This window comes from Marinobacter sp., assembly GCF_052091845.1.
In the GTDB taxonomy this organism is placed as follows: Bacteria; Pseudomonadota; Gammaproteobacteria; order Pseudomonadales; family Oleiphilaceae; genus Marinobacter.
This window is the reverse complement of record NZ_JBQDCO010000063.1, coordinates 1-14,986: the sequence shown is the minus strand read 5'-3', so window position 1 is coordinate 14,986 and position 14,986 is coordinate 1. Positions and strand designations below refer to the sequence as shown.

The following is a 14,986-nucleotide window of genomic DNA, read 5'->3' as shown; positions in this document are numbered from 1 at the left end:
CGGGAGCTGGATTCGATATCAAGGTCAAACAGGCGCTGGCCGTCAACCAGGGCGACGCGCAACTCTTCTGGGTGAGTTGCATTTATAAGCATTCTTTTCATGGAAAGTGGGTATTCCTGTCGTTAGATTTTGACAGAAAACCGAAGGGCGTCGCATCTGCGAAGCAGGATGTGCGTGCCGCTGGCCCTGTTGTATCAAGGGCTGGCCGGCATACAGACGAATCACGCCCCTGGGGCGTAGGATCTTGTGGCTCTGAGGCCACCGCCGGCATCCCGCCTGCCTGGTGGCAGGGAGGTGTCGTGCAGGGTTCGTGTCTGTTGGCGCATATTATCCGTTTTCAGGTTCACACAAGTGCCCAGGTCTCACGTCGTATTCGTATGCTGGACGGCCCGGCCTTGCGTGGCAGTGATTCTTCGCGATATCGCCCGGCGGTTTTCCGCGCGGTTTCATTTTTGTCCGGTGTCAATTCGCCGTTTCTTTTTACGGGTCTGCTTTGACACTCCGGAGGCATTTCTTACGCCGTGCCCGATAGTGATTGGGCGCTCGGCGTTCAAACTCTTGAATAGTGTCGGTATACTCTTCAGCCGCTCCGGCTTCTGACTAGAGTTGGTCAGGCCGTAGACAAACGACTGATCACGCCGGAATATAACAGCATTCAGGCAACCGTTCAATCCTGCTCGTATCGCCAGTTGTACCACCTATTAAAGGAACCTTATGTCCCGCAAAACTGCTACCGGAAAGCCCGCTAAAGCACGGGCCAGGAAGTCGGCGTCCCGGCCGGCTCGGGGAGGCGATGCACGGCAGGCCAGGGCCGAAAAAAAGACAGCGCAGCCCGGGACGTGGCAGGCGGCAGGGAAAGCGCCGAAGGGCGTTTCGCAAGGTGTGCAGTGGGTAACGATAGACGAGGATAATCACGGGCAACGGCTGGATAACTTTTTGTTGGCGCAGCTTCGCGGGGTGCCCAAGAGCATTATTTACCGTGTTGTGCGCAAAGGTGAGGTGCGGGTTAATAAAGGCAGGGTGAAGCCGGATACAAGATTGGCGACCGGTGATCAGGTGCGCATTCCGCCGGTTGTTCGTAAAGAAAAAGCCCCTCAGGCCTCTCCGGGCAGTCGCGTGCAGAGCGTGATTGAAGCCGCCGTTGTATTTGAAAATGAGCAAATGCTGGTGGTCAACAAGCCCTCGGGTATTGCGGTGCACGGAGGTAGCGGGTTGAGCTTTGGCCTGATTGAAGTGCTGCGTTCGGCTCGCCCGGATGCGCGCTTTCTTGAGCTGGTGCACCGCCTCGACAGGGATACATCCGGATTGGTTATGGTTGCCAAGAAGCGATCTGCGCTTCGGTTCCTGCAGGAGGAGCTCCGGCAAAGGCGCATTCGTAAGCAGTATCATGCCCTTGTTGCTGGAGACTGGCCGGATAAGTTGGGCCGGGTAAATGAACCACTGCTGCGCTACGAAATGTCGAATGGTGAGCGCAGGGTCCGGGTTGATGAGGCGGGCAAGCCGTCGCTGACAACCTTTCACTGTCTTGTGCGCTATAACGGATACAGTTTGGTAGAGGCCTCGCCCATTACCGGGCGAACCCATCAGATCCGCGTACACAGTCTGTGTGCGGGGCATCCCATCGCGGGTGACGATAAGTATATGGATGCCGTAAGCCTCAAGGCTTTCCGGTGTGTTGGCGGGCAGCGTTTGATGCTGCATGCGAGGGCTTTGGAGCTGGCCTTGCCGGCGACAGGGGAGGCGGTTCGGTTTGAGGCGCCTTATGATGACGAATTCAGTTCTGTATTAAGTAAACTCGAAGTGCGTGCTGCGGGAGCGGTTTAATGAAAGTCAAAGTTGTTGTTTTTGATTGGGACGGGACGCTAGTGGACTCTGTAGATCATATTGCAGACAGTCTGCATCAGGCCGCTACGGATCTGGGGTACCCTGCCCGCGAGAGGGAAGCCTATCGTGATATTATTGGCTTGGGTATGGCTGAAGCGCTTGCAAAGCTCTACCCCGGTATCAATCATGATGAAATGACCAGAATACGCGAGGGTTACGCTGACTATTTCTTTCGCAAGGTAACAACACCGCAGAACCTTTTTGAGGGGATGGCAGAGGTTGTCTCGGATCTACAGGGTTCCGGGCGTGGCTGCTCTGTAGCGACAGGTAAGAGCCGTAAGGGGCTTGAGCCAGCACTTGCGTCCAGCGGTCTTGGGGCGCATTTTGATATCACCCGTTGTGCCGATGAGACTCGCTCCAAGCCAGATCCCCGAATGCTTGAAGAAATCCTGCTTTTTTACGGAGTTGAGCCTTCAGAGGCCGTTATGATCGGCGACACCCGTTATGATCTGGAAATGGCACAGCGCATTGGTATGCCTTCAATAGGTGTTGAGTGGGGTGTTCACAAACGCGATGTTCTCGGCGGGTACGGCCCCCATGCCATTGTGGATTCTGTGCCAGACCTTCGCAGCGTACTTGGGTTGTAAGAACGCCGTTGGCACTTTTATTTTTAACAGGAAAAGCGCATGAGTGATTGGGAATCCGACAAGAATCCGGAATGGGGTGACAAGCCTGTAGAGCAGCGCTCAGGGCGAAATCAGCCGCGGGTTCCACCTGAAACTGGTCGTGACTGGAAGCTAATAGAAAAGCTGGTTATGTCCTTGCAATCCGAGCAGCGCCGAAGCCGGCGATGGGGGATTTTCTTCAAACTCCTTACATTTGCGTACCTGTTCTTCTTGCTAGCTATTGTTTGGTCTCCGTTTGATGCGGGCTTGGCTGCGACAGCGGGCAAGCACACGGCTTTGGTTGAGGTGAATGGACCAATCGCGGCTGACGAGCTTGCCAGTGCGGACAATATCGCTGGCTCCTTGCGCTCTGCGTTTGAGCAAGAGGATGCTGTGGCGGTGATCTTGCGCATCAACAGCCCAGGCGGCAGCCCGGTTCAATCCGGCTATATTTATGATGAGATTAAGCGCCTGAGAGAGGAGTACCCGGAAAAGAAAGTGTATGCGGTGATTTCGGATATAGGCGCGTCGGGTGCCTACTATATTGCGGCTGCGGCTGATGAAATCTATGCGAATCGCGCCAGCCTTGTGGGGTCTATTGGTGTTGTGGCAGGCGGTTTCGGATTTACCGGTGCGATGGACAAGCTGGGCGTTGAACGTCGTTTGTATACGGCTGGCGAGAATAAGGCCTTTCTGGATCCATTCTCGCCGCAACAGGAGCAGGAAGTGGCGTTTTGGCAAAGCGTGCTCAAAAATACACATCAGCAGTTTATAGAGGCGGTAAAGGAAGGTCGTGGTGATCGTCTTGCCGATGATGAACGGCTATTCAGCGGCTTGGTGTGGAGTGGCGAGCAGGCTCTGGAGTTGGGTCTGGTTGATGGTCTGGGTAGTGCCTCGCATGTGGCGAGGCAGGTGGTTGGCGAGGAAGATCTCGTTGATTACAGCCAGCGCCCAGGGCCATTGCGCGATCTGGTTGACCAGCTTGGAGTGTCGTTTGGTCAGGGTGTTGCCGGGCAGTTGCTTGAGTCGCGGCTTGAGCTGCGATAAAAAGCTGTTTTATGGGTCTTGGGGTTCCAGTAGAGGATTTCTGCCCCAGGCGATCAGCATGTTGGTCAGGGCGATCAGGGGGAGGCCGATAAGACTGTTCGGGTCCCGGCCTTGTAGCTCCTCGAACAATGCTATGCCCAGGCTCTCCATTTTAAAGCCGCCTGCGCAGTCGTAGGGTTCTTCTTTATGCAGGTAGGCTTGAATTTCCTGGGCGGTTAAATGCCGGAATTGAACAGTAAAGTGCTCACAAGCGGTTTGCAGTTTTCCTGAATCTGCGTCGAGCAGAGCAAGGCCGGTTAAAAAGGTAACGCTCTGGCCGCTGCTTTTAGCTAATTGTTGGTAAGCTTTGGCGTGGGTTTTGGGCTTGCTTAGTAACGTGCCATCGGGAAGGGTAGCCACCTGATCGGAGCCGATAATCCAGTGTCCGGAGTAGGTAGCTGCTAAAGCGCGAGCTTTGGTTTGTGCCAGGCGAACAGCCAGAGTCTCCGGGGTCTCTCCCTTGCTTGGCGACTCGTCGATATTCGGGCTGGCGCAGGAGAACGGCAGCCCAAGCTTTTTTAGCAGCTCTTGACGGTAGGGTGACGATGAGGCCAGTAGCAGGCGTTGTTGGGGCATGAGGTTGATCCTTTGAGAATAGTCGCCATTTGTTCTGCAGGTATCGTAGAATACACCTACGAAAACCGGAACTCCCGGTCAAAACCGGACGAAGTCTTTGACAGTAGCAAGCTTCGCCCCTAGAATTGCGCGCCTATGTCGAACGCGTCTAGTACCGAATTACCGAAAATAGTCGATCCCTACAAGTTGGCGGAGCAAAACAATGTACTGGAAGGAAAAATTCCTCTCAGTAGCTTGTCTCGCTTCCGCGATGCTGTGCTGGGTTTCGATGACAACGCTGCGTGCCGCGTTAAGCTGTCCTTTTACAAGGATAGTCAGCGTCGCCGTATCGTCGCCGGTGAGTTGGAGGCTCCGGTAAATTTGGAGTGTCAGCGCTGCATGGGGCCGATGAAAACCGTACTGGGTTCCCGGTTTATACTGGGGCTGGTAACCAGTGATGAGCAAGCGCAGCGGTTGCCAAGAGATCTTGAGCCGTTTCTGACTGATGATTTCAGTACGGACCTCTGGTCAATGGTGGAGGATGAGTTGCTGCTGGTTTTGGCTCCGTATCCGCTCCATGAGCGGGGGGAGTGCCCGGCTAGCGAAGACCTGGAAGCCTATGAGCCAGACAGTTCGTCCTCGGAGCCGGAGAAAAAAACAGGCGATAACCCGTTCAGTGTGCTGGCGGGGCTTAAGAATACAAAGCATTAATTCGGGCGCGGGCGTCCCTGGTGGAAGCTGGCGCAATCAAACGAACACACGTTGCTCGTAACCCTATTCAAGCAAAGTTTACGTTAACAGGTCAGGAGTATAACCATGGCTGTACAGAAGAACCGCAAGACCCGATCCAAGCGCGGCATGCGCCGTGCCCACGATGCTTTGAGCCCGGCAGCTCTGAGCACTGATTCAACTACCGGCGAGGTTCATCGTCGCCACCACGTGTCTCCAGACGGATTCTACCGTGGTAAGCAGGTAATTGAAGCCAGCGACGAGTAATCTCGTTGTTTGGCCGCGCCAGTCTCAGTCGAGTGGGTGAACGGTGAAATCGATCACCATAGCGATTGATGCCATGAGTGGCGATCGAGGGCCGGCAGTGGTTGTTTCTGCGGCCCTCGAAGCGGTGCGTGAAAATAAAGCCTTAAGCCTTATTCTGGTGGGAATCCGGAGTGAGCTTGAGGCTTTTTTGTGTGATGAGCATCCGCGAATCCGTATTGTGGAGGCGGCAGATGTTGTTCGCATGAATGAGCGCCCCTCGCATGCGCTGCGCCACAAGAAAAAGTCCTCCATGGCCATTGCCTTGGCCCTGGTCCGTGACGGTGAGGCTCAGGGGTGTGTGAGTGCGGGTAATACCGGAGCCTTGATGGCTTTTGGTCGTTCCATTATCCGTATGTATCCAGGTATCGAGCGCCCTGCAATCACCAAGTTGATTCCGTCTCTTCGCGGGCGGTGCCACGTTCTGGATCTTGGTGCCAATCTGGATTCCAGTGCTGAAAATCTCTACCAGTATGCGCTTATGGGCTCGCTTATGGCTTCCGCAATTTGTGGCCAGGGTGAGGCGCGGGTGGCGCTTCTTAATGTTGGTGAAGAAGAGATAAAAGGCAACGAACAGGTTCGCCTGGCGTCCCACATGCTCGCTCAGTGTGATTCTATCAATTACATCGGTTATGTTGAGGGTAGCGACCTTTTTCGCGACGTTGCCGATGTGGTGGTGTGTGATGGTTTTGTGGGTAATATCGCGCTCAAAACCGGTGAAGGTGTTGCCGGTTTGCTGATTGAACTCATGGAGAAATCATTTACTCGCACGCTGTACGGCCGCTTTGTGGGGCTCCTTGCCCGTCCTATCATCGGGCGGCTTCTGCGGCTAATGGATCCCTCACGTCATAATGGCGCCAGCCTTCTGGGCCTGCAGGGCGTGGTTATAAAAAGCCACGGCAATGCCAATGAGCGGGCAATGCTGGCAGCTATTCGACAAGCAGTGCTGGAAGTTGAGCTGGAAGTGCCGCGGCGCATCAACGAGCGCCTTGATGATTTGATGCTTTGAGCATCTGATACTAAAGTTGGCTTCGCTTATGGGTCTTGCTCGCGCAAAATTCAGCCAGCTTGTACTATTGGCTAATCTCCTGAAACTCCCAATAACGATAAGATCCCGTTTATGAAATCAGCCTTTATATTTCCCGGACAGGGTTCTCAATCAGTTGGCATGCTTTCCGCTGCTGCCGAATCCTGGCCGATGATCGAAAAGACCTTTGCAGAAGCATCCAATGTTCTTGGCTATGACCTTTGGCATCTTTGCCAGAAAGGACCGGCGGCAGAGCTTGATCAGACGATGGTTACCCAACCTGCACTGTTGACCGCAAGTGTTGCTCTTTGGCGGCAGTGGTTTGTAGCAGGCGGGCCCAGGCCTGCATTTCTGGCAGGCCATAGCCTGGGTGAATACAGTGCACTGGTTGCCGCCGAAAGTCTTGATTTTGTCGAAGCGGTCAAATTGGTCCGTCTGCGTGGCGAACTAATGCAAGAGGCCGTACCAGCCGGTGAAGGTAAAATGGCTGCGATCCTGGGTCTGGAAGACGCCGATGTTGTTGCAGCCTGTGAGGAGGCTGCCAATAGCGATGTGGTAGCTGCTGTGAATTTCAACGCGCCAGGCCAGGTGGTGATCGCTGGGTCAGTTACGGCAGTTGATCGGGCGATCGACGTGTGTAAATCCAGGGGTGCCCGTAAGGCCATGCCGTTGCCAGTAAGTGTTCCATCCCACTGTGCCCTTATGAAAGGTGCAGCCGGGGAGCTTGCAGAGGCTCTGGATGATGTTCGTTTCAGTAATGCAGTGATTCCGGTTATACAAAATGTTAACGCTGCACCCGAGTCAGATTCGGCTACACTAAAGGCTAATCTTCTAAAGCAGCTTTATTCGCCTGTTTTGTGGGCCGACTCGGTTCGTACCCTGGTTAAGAATGATGTCAGCGTTGCCTTCGAATGTGGCACTGGCAAAGTGCTTGCCGGGCTGGCCAAGCGAATTGACCGGGGGCTCGCTGTTCACGGTGTTGAGGGTCCGGAGGCTTTGGCCTCTGCACTGGCGGCACTTGAATCGTCTTGAAGAAAGGGAGTTGTAAATGTCTCTTGAAGGCAAAACAGCACTGGTAACCGGCGCGACCCGGGGAATCGGAAAAGCGATCGCGTTAGCGCTTGCTGAGCAGGGCGCACAGGTTGTGGGCACGGCCACCAGTGCAGAGGGCGCAGCCACCATTACCGATAACCTCCAGGCCGCGGCCACTAATGGCTACGGTATTGTGATGGATGTTGCGGATCCGGCAAGCATTGATGCAGGTTTAAAAGAGATAGCCGAAAAATCCGGCGCACCTCTGATTTTAGTCAATAATGCGGGCATCACCCGTGATAACCTGCTGATGCGACTAAAAGATGATGATTGGGGCGCCGTGCTCGAAACCAATCTCTCAAGCGTGTACCGTACCAGTAAAGCTGTGTTACGGGGCATGGCAAAGGCACGTTGGGGGCGCGTTATCAACGTGAGTTCTGTAGTGGCCAGTATGGGAAATGCCGGGCAGGCTAATTACTGTGCCGCAAAAGCTGGCGTTGAAGGTTTTACCCGTAGCCTGGCTAAAGAAATGTCGAATCGTGGCATCACAGCTAACTGTGTTGCACCCGGATTTATCGACACAGATATGACAAAAAAACTGGACGATAAGCAGCGTGAGGCTATGCTGGAAATCATACCCACGGGTCGTCTGGGGCAGCCGGAAGAAGTCGCAGCCGTTGTTGCGTTTTTGGCATCGGATGTTGCTGGTTACGTGACTGGTGAAACCATTCATGTGAACGGTGGAATGTACATGGGATAAGCTCCGGTTTCGGAGTTGGTGCGCAACCCCTTGTCGCACAACATGTTTAACCCAATCCCTGCTTGTTTGAAGGTAGGGTTTACACTAAACTGGCAGCACTTGAGTTGCTTGGTTGATACACAAAGTGAGGACATTATGAGTACAGTTGAAGAGCGCGTTAAGAAGATTGTTTGTGAACAGTTGGGCGTTAAGGAGTCCGAGGTTCAAAACACATCTTCTTTTGTAGAGGATCTTGGCGCTGACTCACTGGACACCGTTGAGCTGGTCATGGCATTGGAAGAGGAGTTTGAAACCGAAATTCCTGATGAAGAAGCTGAGAAGCTGGGCAGTGTTCAGGACGCGATCGACTATATCGTCGCGCATACCTGATACTCTTCAGTTAAGCTAGCCAGGCAAAAAGCCGTCCTTATCATTTATTGAAGGACGGCTTTTTTATTGCTTTTTGGTGACTCTTTTGCGGGTCTATCAGCACAAACGACGGACGAAAAGGTCAGGTGGGCAAGGTTATGAGTAAACGACGGGTTGTGATCACTGGTATGGGCATGTTGTCTCCGCTAGGGAACGACGTGGGGGCTTCCTGGGAGGCGGTTTTGGCCGGCCGCAGCGGTATTGGCACGATCGATCGCTTCGATGCCTCCGGCTACAGCACCCGCATTGGCGGTGCGATTAAAGACCTGGATCTGGAATCCTACCTTTCTACCAAGGAAGCGAGAAAGCTGGATGCGTTTATTCACTACGGCCTGATTGCCGCCCAGCAAGCGGTGGAGCACAGTGGCCTGGCAGACTATAGCGAGCTTGATCGTGAGCGTGCGGGTATCGCTATCGGGTCTGGTATCGGGGGGCTGGAGTACATTGAAAAAAGTGTGCTTACGATGGATAAATCCGGCCCACGCAGAGTGTCGCCGTTTTTTGTTCCGGCATCGGTAATCAACATGATCTCTGGTAACGCCGCTATCCGGTTTGGTTATCAGGGGCCGAATATTGCCATAGTAACGGCCTGCACTACAGGCACTCATAATATTGGGTACGCTGCCCGCACCATTGCTTACGGTGATGCAGACGTAATGCTTGCCGGTGGTTCTGAAATGGCAACCACGCGAACAGGGATGGCGGCATTTGCCTCAGCCAAGGCCCTGTCTACTCGCAATGACGACCCGGAAAAGGCGAGCCGGCCCTGGGATAAAGACAGGGATGGTTTTGTGCTCAGTGACGGCGCGGGCGTGGTGGTGCTGGAAGAGTTGGAGCATGCCAAAAAGCGCGGCGCAACCATCTATGGCGAGCTGGTTGGCTTTGGTATGAGTGATGATGCCCATCATATTACGGCGCCCCCTGCCGATGGTGAAGGCGCTGCACGCGCTATGAGCAACGCCTTGCGGGACGCCGGGCTGAAGCCGGAAGAGGTGGATTATATCAACGCTCACGGTACCTCTACCCAAGTGGGCGATGTGGCGGAAATTGCAGCAGCCAAGCGTGTATTTGGTGACCATGCAAGCAAGCTGGCTATGAGTAGTACCAAATCCATGACTGGGCATTTACTGGGTGCGGCTGGCGCGGTTGAGGCTATTTTTTCATTGCTTGCAATACGGGATGGCGTGCTGCCGCCCACCATTAACCTTGACAATCCCGATGACGGCTGCGATCTGGATCTGGTTCCCAATACCTGTCGCAAGTCCGATGTGCGGATCGCTTTGTCTAATTCATTCGGCTTTGGCGGTACGAACGGCACGTTAATTTTTCGCCGATACGAAGACTGAGGCACTATGTTCAACCTTTGCTGGGCTGATGAGGGAGGCTTACCGGCAGGCGATCGCGGCTTGGCCTATGGAGATGGCCTGTTCGAGACTATCAGTATGCATGGTGAGCGCGGAGTGCTTCTGGCCCGTCACCTGGACCGGATGGTTCGTGACGCGGCTCGGATGGGTATACCTGTTGCCCTCGCAGACCTGCACAAAGCGTGTAGTGCAGCGATTTTTCGCTATGCTGACCGATATACCCATCGGCAGGCCGGTGAGAGCTGGGTGCTCAAGCTGACGCTCACCCGCGGGGAGGGTGGCCGTGGTTACCAGCCGGGGCCCGGAATCAAACCAAATCTGATGATATCCGCTGGCCCCATGCCTGCTGCGCCTGCCACCACCGGCGTTGCGGCAGATTTTTCCCGGGTTCTGCTTACGGTGAACCCTCTGTTGGCCGGCATCAAATCCCTCAACCGACTGGAGCAGGTTATGGCAGCGAGAGAGATTGGGGGTGATCTGTTTGAAGTTATCATGTCCGATACGGCTGGCAATCTGGTTGAGGGAACCCGTACCAACCTTCTGCTTAAAACAACCGATGGATGGGTAACGCCACCGACGAAGAGCCTTGCGGTCGCAGGCATATTGCGCCAATGGATGGTGGAAAGGCTCAGGGCCAGGGGAGACAGGGTAACAGAGCGCGATGTGACTGTTGCCGACGTGATGGGGTCGCATTGCCTGGGCCTTTACCTTCTGAATAGCGTGCTGGGCGCTGTTCCGGTGCGTGCTCTTGCCGGGCAGGATTTGCCAGTGGATGATGGACTTGCGACAATCTTCAATCCTTTCGAGCTGCTGGAATAAATCGTTTGTTCAAGAAACTGTTGGTTGCGGTTATTTTTGCCGCCGTGCTGGTTGGTGCGGGGTCTGGTTTGTGGGTTTGGCAGGGGCTGGGTTCGCTTGAAACGCCCGTTGCCCTAGCCGAGCCGGTGCTGTTTGAGGTACCTGCTGGCACAGCATTCGGTGGCGTTGCCAGGCAGCTTGAAGCCCGCGGGCTGGTAGAAAATAGCCTGTGGGTGCGGGTGTACGGTCGCCTGTTCCCCGACCTGGCCAGGGTCAAGGCCGGAGAATATGAGTTTACTGACGGCATGAGCGCTGAAGCCATGCTCAACAAAATGGTTGAAGGTGACACCAAACACTGGTCAGTGCAGTTTATTGAAGGCTGGACGTTCAGCGATATGCGCGCTGCGCTGGCTTCAACCCAGCGTCTGGAAAAACTCACAACCCAGTGGTCTGATGCGCAAATCATGGAAGCGGTTGGTGCAGAAGGTGAGCACCCGGAAGGCCGCTTTTTCCCGGACACTTATCTGTACACTGGCAGCGATTCGGATCTGGACCTGCTTCAGCGTTCGTTCCAGCGAATGGAAGCTGTACTCGCAGAAGAATGGGAGAACCGGCAAGAGGGGCTGCCATACGATAGCGCCTATGAAGCGTTAATTATGGCGTCGATTGTTGAACGGGAAACAGGTGCCCCCCATGAGCGGGAGCAGGTAGCCGGTGTGTTCGTTCGACGCTTGAAGAAGCCTATGCGCTTACAGACAGACCCCACCGTGATCTACGGCATGGGAGACAAGTACCAAGGCCGCATAGGCAGCCGGGATTTACGCACCCGCACACCTTACAATACCTATCGTATTGACGGTCTGCCCCCTACGCCCATTGCCTTGCCTGGCCGCGAAGCTATTCATGCGTCGTTGCATCCTGGCTCGGGAAATGCGCTTTATTTTGTGGCCCGTGGTGATGGTACGCACAAGTTTTCCGAGACCCTGGCAGAGCATCAAAAGGCCGTTCGGGCGTTTCAATTGAACCGTCGGTCTGATTACCGGTCGTCACCGGCTGGTAAGGATCATAAGGAATGACTGTGCGTGGCCGGTTTATCACATTTGAAGGGACTGAGGGCGTGGGTAAATCTACCCAAATGGCAAACGCTGCCGCCACTCTGAAAAAACTTGATGTTGACTGTATTGTTACCCGGGAACCAGGTGGCACACCCATGGCCGAGGCGATTCGTGAACTGCTTCTTGCGCCAAGGGACGAACCCGTAAACGAGCTTACCGAACTGCTCCTGATGTTTGCAGCACGGGCGCAACACCTTCACGCACATATTCTTCCAGCTCTTGAAAAGGGACAATGGGTACTTTGCGATCGCTTTACCGATGCGACGTTTGCTTACCAGGGTGGAGGGCGCGGCGTTCCCAGTGAGCGGATTGCGTTGCTGGAGAACCTTGTGCAGGGTGACGTGCGTCCTGATCATGTGGTTTTACTGGACGCACCAGTAGAAACCGGAATGACCCGGGCAAGGAAACGGGGTGAGCTGGACCGGTTTGAACAGGAAGCCGTGTCTTTTTTCCAGCGTATTCGCGATACCTATCTGGCCCGCGCGGCCGTTGATCCCGCTCGTTACAGTATTGTGGACGCATCGGTCTCGTTGGAGCAGGTAAGCAACAGAATCAGCGAACTTATGTGCAAGTTCCGGTCAGATCTGCTTTAATCGAGTTATATTCCCAATTGAAGGTTCCGGTTGCGTCTATGCTGGATGCCCGACTACTCAAATTACCAACTGCCTCTCAACAGCATCACCATGAGCATCACCAGATTGTGGTGGGTGTCCACGGTGAGGCAGACTTGAGTGTTGACGGAACGGGCTCTCACCTGGATACGTGGAAAGCCTGCCTTGTGCCTACAGAGGCCAGGCACGATTACTGCGGTAATCATCAAAATCATGTTTTGGTGATCAATGTAGACCCTTCAAGCCCGGCGATGTCCACTCCAGCACACCCTGATTACGAGCGCATGGTGCGCGTGTTTGATAAGCCCCGCACTATCCACATGGACAGCCGCCTGCAAGGGTTGGTTCAGTTTGCCGCGGGGGAATTTGACCGTTCGCCTGGTAATCTGGTTATGCATGGCCATCTGGCCGCCAGTATATTGTATTGCATGGCCGATCGAATGGGAGGGCGAACGAATGCGTCTTCCAACAGGCACAGTCTTAGCCCTGCGGCGATGCAGCGTTATGTCAGAGCCAACCTTCACCGTAAGCTTACAGTGCAGGAGTTAGCCAGCGAGGCCTGCCTGAGTGTCAGCCGTTTTCATGAAGTGTTCCGTGAGGTGCTGGGAACTACCCCTCATCAGTTTCTTTTACAGACTCGTCTTAATAGGGCCATTACCCTGTTGGTCTCGACATCCCTTTCGGTCTCAGAGATCAGCTACCGTGTCGGATTCTCCTCTCAAAGTGCGTTAACCAATGCACTGCGCAAACATAAGGGTACAACCCCTGCCAAGCTGCAAGTTCGTGATAACGTTGCCTGATTTAGTTTATTATTAGCCCACTCCGTAGAATTCCGTAAAAAAATCGTAGGATTTTGTAAGCCGGATATACGTAGTGATACTAGGCTGTTTGTGGAAAATCCCAGCCTACCAACTTGTTGGCAGTTTCGGTCGCAAATTGTGAATACTTAACTATAGTTAAGGTCGAACGTGCGATGCGTGACCTTGCTCAAGTTGGGAAGGAATAGAAGTAAACAAGAAGAACGACACAGTAGGTTGGCAGTTAGTGTCAGGCCTGTGCTTTGAGAGCGGATGCAGTCCGACTCATAAAACCGGAGGAGTCCCATGGCTATTGGTGTTTGGATTAGTCTGATAGGTTATTTTGCGCTTATGATCGCCATTGGCGTTTATGCGATGCGCACGTCCACGTCTTCATCCGAAGACTATATGCTTGGCGGCAGGGGATTGAGCCCTAAAGTGGCAGCATTGTCTGCCGGTGCCTCGGATATGAGTGGCTGGTTGCTTCTGGGTCTTCCGGGGGCTATGTATGTGTCAGGTCTTGCGTCTGCATGGATCGGCATTGGCTTGTTTGTTGGTGCGTTCGTTAACTGGATCATTGTAGCGCCGCGCTTGCGGGCTCAAACGGTTCATTATGGCAACGCCCTGACCATTCCAGCGTTTCTGGCAAACCGTTTTCCAACGCAGGCATTGCCCCTGCGCACGGTATCGGCAATCGTTATCGTTCTTTTCTTCGCCGTTTATACGGCCTCCGGTCTGGTAGCAGGTGGCAAGCTTTTTGAAAGTGCCTTCGCTGGTATTTTCAATTTCGGCGGTCTGACAGACTATGGTGTGGGTATCGTGATCACGCTTGGCGTCGTTTTGGCTTATACGGTCGTAGGCGGGTTCCTCGCCGTAAGCATGACTGACTTCATTCAGGGTTGCATCATGATGGTGGCGCTTGTACTTATGCCTGCTGTTGTGCTCTTCGGCGAAGGCGGTGGCGGCTTCGCCCAAGCGACTCAGACCCTCAATGAAGTGGATCCCACGTTGCTCTCCTGGACAGAAGGCCTGACGATTGTCGGCTGGCTGTCTGCAGTTACCTGGGGGTTAGGCTACTTCGGCCAGCCACACATCATCGTTCGGTTCATGGCTATTCGTTCAGTGAAAGAAGTTCCAACTGCCCGTAATATCGGTATGTCATGGATGGGTATTTCTCTGATTGGTGCCATTGGCCTGGGTGTTTTCGGCCGTGCATACGCAGTGCGTAACGGTCTGCCGGTAGAAGATCCGGAAACCATCTTTATCATTCTCGCGGACCTGCTTTTCCACCCCCTGATTACGGGCTTCCTCTATGCTGCGCTGCTGGCAGCTGTAATGAGTACAATCTCCAGTCAGTTGCTGGTTGCGTCTTCATCGCTGACGGAAGACTTCTATCGCCTGTTCTTGCGCAAGGAAGCCGGCGACAAGGAATGCGTGAATGTCGGCCGTGTGTGTGTAGTGCTGGTTGGTCTGGTAGCCGCCACCATTGCGTCCGACCCTGACTCGCAGGTTCTTGGGCTGGTCAGTAACGCCTGGGCAGGCTTTGGTTCCGCCTTCGGGCCGCTCATCATTCTGGGCCTGATGTGGTCGCGCACCAATGGCGCTGGCGCACTGGCAGGTTTGATTGTTGGTGCAGCGACGGTGATGATCTGGATTTCCCTGGGCTGGAACGGTGAGTTCCTGGGTGGCCCTGGTGTCTATGAAATCATTCCCGGCTTTGTTGCGTCCTTCATTGCTATCGTGGTGGTAAGTCTGGCTACCTCAGATGCCAATGAGTTCCAGGCCGTTGACCATAGCGGCTGATATCAGAGCGTAAAATGCTCAATGCTGAAAAGGGCTCCTGCGGGAGCCCTTTTCTTTGTGCGCCAGGCATGGCGCGTAGCGCCTTGGCGGGCGCTGTTCCGGTACAGGT

At 54.3% G+C, this 14,986-nt stretch carries 17 protein-coding genes; 15 read left to right on the top strand and 2 right to left on the bottom strand.

All coding sequences use genetic code 11. The features are described 5' to 3' along the window. The coding region (locus ACTHYN_RS15060) for a hypothetical protein (RefSeq protein WP_441813234.1) at window positions 1–101 on the bottom strand (101 nt) is incomplete at its 3' end. A 613-nt stretch (window positions 102–714) separates the two neighbouring features. Here ACTHYN_RS15060 and rluC point away from each other — a divergent pair. Genes rluC through ACTHYN_RS15045 form a run of 3 tightly spaced genes read left to right on the top strand, consistent with a single transcriptional unit; the run spans window position 715 to window position 3,536 of the window. After that, window positions 715–1,824, top strand: a complete 1,110-nt coding sequence (gene rluC, locus ACTHYN_RS15055; protein ID WP_441813233.1) for a 23S rRNA pseudouridine(955/2504/2580) synthase RluC — start codon at window positions 715–717, stop codon at window positions 1,822–1,824. Next, entirely contained in the window at window positions 1,824–2,471 is a 648-nt protein-coding gene (locus tag ACTHYN_RS15050; protein ID WP_441813232.1) for an HAD family hydrolase, read from the top strand. Before rluC ends, ACTHYN_RS15050 begins: the two co-directional genes overlap by 1 nt. A gap of 39 nt (window positions 2,472–2,510) precedes the next feature. Continuing rightward, on the top strand, window positions 2,511–3,536 hold the full coding sequence (locus ACTHYN_RS15045; RefSeq protein WP_441813231.1) for a S49 family peptidase: 1,026 nt from the start codon (window positions 2,511–2,513) through the stop codon (window positions 3,534–3,536). Window positions 3,537–3,545: 9 nt separating this feature from the next. Here ACTHYN_RS15045 and ACTHYN_RS15040 read toward each other — a convergent pair whose 3' ends face one another. After that, window positions 3,546–4,151: a Maf family protein gene (locus tag ACTHYN_RS15040; protein WP_441813230.1), complete on the bottom strand. Its 606-nt coding sequence runs from the start codon at window positions 4,149–4,151 to the stop codon at window positions 3,546–3,548. Window positions 4,152–4,286: 135 nt separating this feature from the next. Here ACTHYN_RS15040 and ACTHYN_RS15035 point away from each other — a divergent pair, with 135 nt between their 5' ends. The 12 genes from ACTHYN_RS15035 to putP all read left to right on the top strand — a co-directional run bounded on the left by ACTHYN_RS15035 (window position 4,287) and on the right by putP (window position 14,877). Beyond that, complete coding sequence (locus tag ACTHYN_RS15035) at window positions 4,287–4,841, top strand: YceD family protein (protein ID WP_441813229.1); 555 nt, start codon at window positions 4,287–4,289, stop codon at window positions 4,839–4,841. Window positions 4,842–4,946: 105 nt separating this feature from the next. Further along, window positions 4,947–5,126 carry a 50S ribosomal protein L32 gene (gene rpmF, locus ACTHYN_RS15030; protein ID WP_071267855.1) on the top strand — a complete coding sequence of 60 codons (180 nt, stop codon included), beginning with the start codon at window positions 4,947–4,949 and terminating at the stop codon, window positions 5,124–5,126. A 43-nt stretch (window positions 5,127–5,169) separates the two neighbouring features. After that, a complete protein-coding gene (gene plsX, locus ACTHYN_RS15025; RefSeq protein WP_441813228.1) occupies window positions 5,170–6,171 on the top strand; it encodes a phosphate acyltransferase PlsX in 1,002 nt (333 codons plus the stop codon). Between the two features lie 111 nt (window positions 6,172–6,282). After that, window positions 6,283–7,221: an ACP S-malonyltransferase gene (fabD, locus tag ACTHYN_RS15020; protein ID WP_441813227.1), complete on the top strand. Its 939-nt coding sequence runs from the start codon at window positions 6,283–6,285 to the stop codon at window positions 7,219–7,221. A gap of 16 nt (window positions 7,222–7,237) precedes the next feature. Further along, window positions 7,238–7,981, top strand: a complete 744-nt coding sequence (gene fabG / locus ACTHYN_RS15015) for a 3-oxoacyl-ACP reductase FabG (RefSeq protein ID WP_441813226.1) — start codon at window positions 7,238–7,240, stop codon at window positions 7,979–7,981. A 135-nt stretch (window positions 7,982–8,116) separates the two neighbouring features. Beyond that, complete coding sequence (acpP, locus tag ACTHYN_RS15010; RefSeq protein ID WP_022988070.1) at window positions 8,117–8,350, top strand: acyl carrier protein; 234 nt, start codon at window positions 8,117–8,119, stop codon at window positions 8,348–8,350. A gap of 137 nt (window positions 8,351–8,487) precedes the next feature. Next, window positions 8,488–9,735, top strand: coding sequence for a beta-ketoacyl-ACP synthase II (gene fabF / locus ACTHYN_RS15005; RefSeq protein ID WP_441813225.1), 1,248 nt, complete (start codon window positions 8,488–8,490; stop codon window positions 9,733–9,735). Between the two features lie 6 nt (window positions 9,736–9,741). Then, window positions 9,742–10,572 carry an aminotransferase class IV gene (locus ACTHYN_RS15000; protein ID WP_441813224.1) on the top strand — a complete coding sequence of 277 codons (831 nt, stop codon included), beginning with the start codon at window positions 9,742–9,744 and terminating at the stop codon, window positions 10,570–10,572. A 5-nt stretch (window positions 10,573–10,577) separates the two neighbouring features. After that, window positions 10,578–11,627 carry an endolytic transglycosylase MltG gene (gene mltG / locus ACTHYN_RS14995; RefSeq protein ID WP_441813223.1) on the top strand — a complete coding sequence of 350 codons (1,050 nt, stop codon included), beginning with the start codon at window positions 10,578–10,580 and terminating at the stop codon, window positions 11,625–11,627. After that, window positions 11,624–12,259, top strand: coding sequence for a dTMP kinase (gene tmk / locus ACTHYN_RS14990; RefSeq protein ID WP_441813222.1), 636 nt, complete (start codon window positions 11,624–11,626; stop codon window positions 12,257–12,259). Before mltG ends, tmk begins: the two co-directional genes overlap by 4 nt. 38 nt (window positions 12,260–12,297) lie before the next feature. Next, window positions 12,298–13,077 (top strand): AraC family transcriptional regulator, encoded by a 780-nt coding sequence (locus tag ACTHYN_RS14985; protein ID WP_441813221.1) that lies wholly within the window; start codon window positions 12,298–12,300, stop codon window positions 13,075–13,077. A 303-nt stretch (window positions 13,078–13,380) separates the two neighbouring features. Next, on the top strand, window positions 13,381–14,877 hold the full coding sequence (gene putP / locus ACTHYN_RS14980; RefSeq protein WP_441813220.1) for a sodium/proline symporter PutP: 1,497 nt from the start codon (window positions 13,381–13,383) through the stop codon (window positions 14,875–14,877). Window positions 14,878–14,986 lie beyond the last annotated feature (109 nt).

Coding starts and splice junctions, on each gene's coding strand:
- ACTHYN_RS15000 (WP_441813224.1), top strand. CDS start 9,742: ATGTTCAACCTTTGCTGGGCTGATGAGGGAGGCTTACCGGCAGGCGAT.
- rluC (WP_441813233.1), top strand. CDS start 715: ATGTCCCGCAAAACTGCTACCGGAAAGCCCGCTAAAGCACGGGCCAGG.
- ACTHYN_RS14985 (WP_441813221.1), top strand. CDS start 12,298: ATGCTGGATGCCCGACTACTCAAATTACCAACTGCCTCTCAACAGCAT.
- ACTHYN_RS15035 (WP_441813229.1), top strand. CDS start 4,287: ATGTCGAACGCGTCTAGTACCGAATTACCGAAAATAGTCGATCCCTAC.
- fabD (WP_441813227.1), top strand. CDS start 6,283: ATGAAATCAGCCTTTATATTTCCCGGACAGGGTTCTCAATCAGTTGGC.
- fabG (WP_441813226.1), top strand. CDS start 7,238: ATGTCTCTTGAAGGCAAAACAGCACTGGTAACCGGCGCGACCCGGGGA.
- ACTHYN_RS15050 (WP_441813232.1), top strand. CDS start 1,824: ATGAAAGTCAAAGTTGTTGTTTTTGATTGGGACGGGACGCTAGTGGAC.
- rpmF (WP_071267855.1), top strand. CDS start 4,947: ATGGCTGTACAGAAGAACCGCAAGACCCGATCCAAGCGCGGCATGCGC.
- ACTHYN_RS15045 (WP_441813231.1), top strand. CDS start 2,511: ATGAGTGATTGGGAATCCGACAAGAATCCGGAATGGGGTGACAAGCCT.
- tmk (WP_441813222.1), top strand. CDS start 11,624: ATGACTGTGCGTGGCCGGTTTATCACATTTGAAGGGACTGAGGGCGTG.
- acpP (WP_022988070.1), top strand. CDS start 8,117: ATGAGTACAGTTGAAGAGCGCGTTAAGAAGATTGTTTGTGAACAGTTG.
- ACTHYN_RS15040 (WP_441813230.1), bottom strand. CDS start 4,151: ATGCCCCAACAACGCCTGCTACTGGCCTCATCGTCACCCTACCGTCAA.
- putP (WP_441813220.1), top strand. CDS start 13,381: ATGGCTATTGGTGTTTGGATTAGTCTGATAGGTTATTTTGCGCTTATG.
- fabF (WP_441813225.1), top strand. CDS start 8,488: ATGAGTAAACGACGGGTTGTGATCACTGGTATGGGCATGTTGTCTCCG.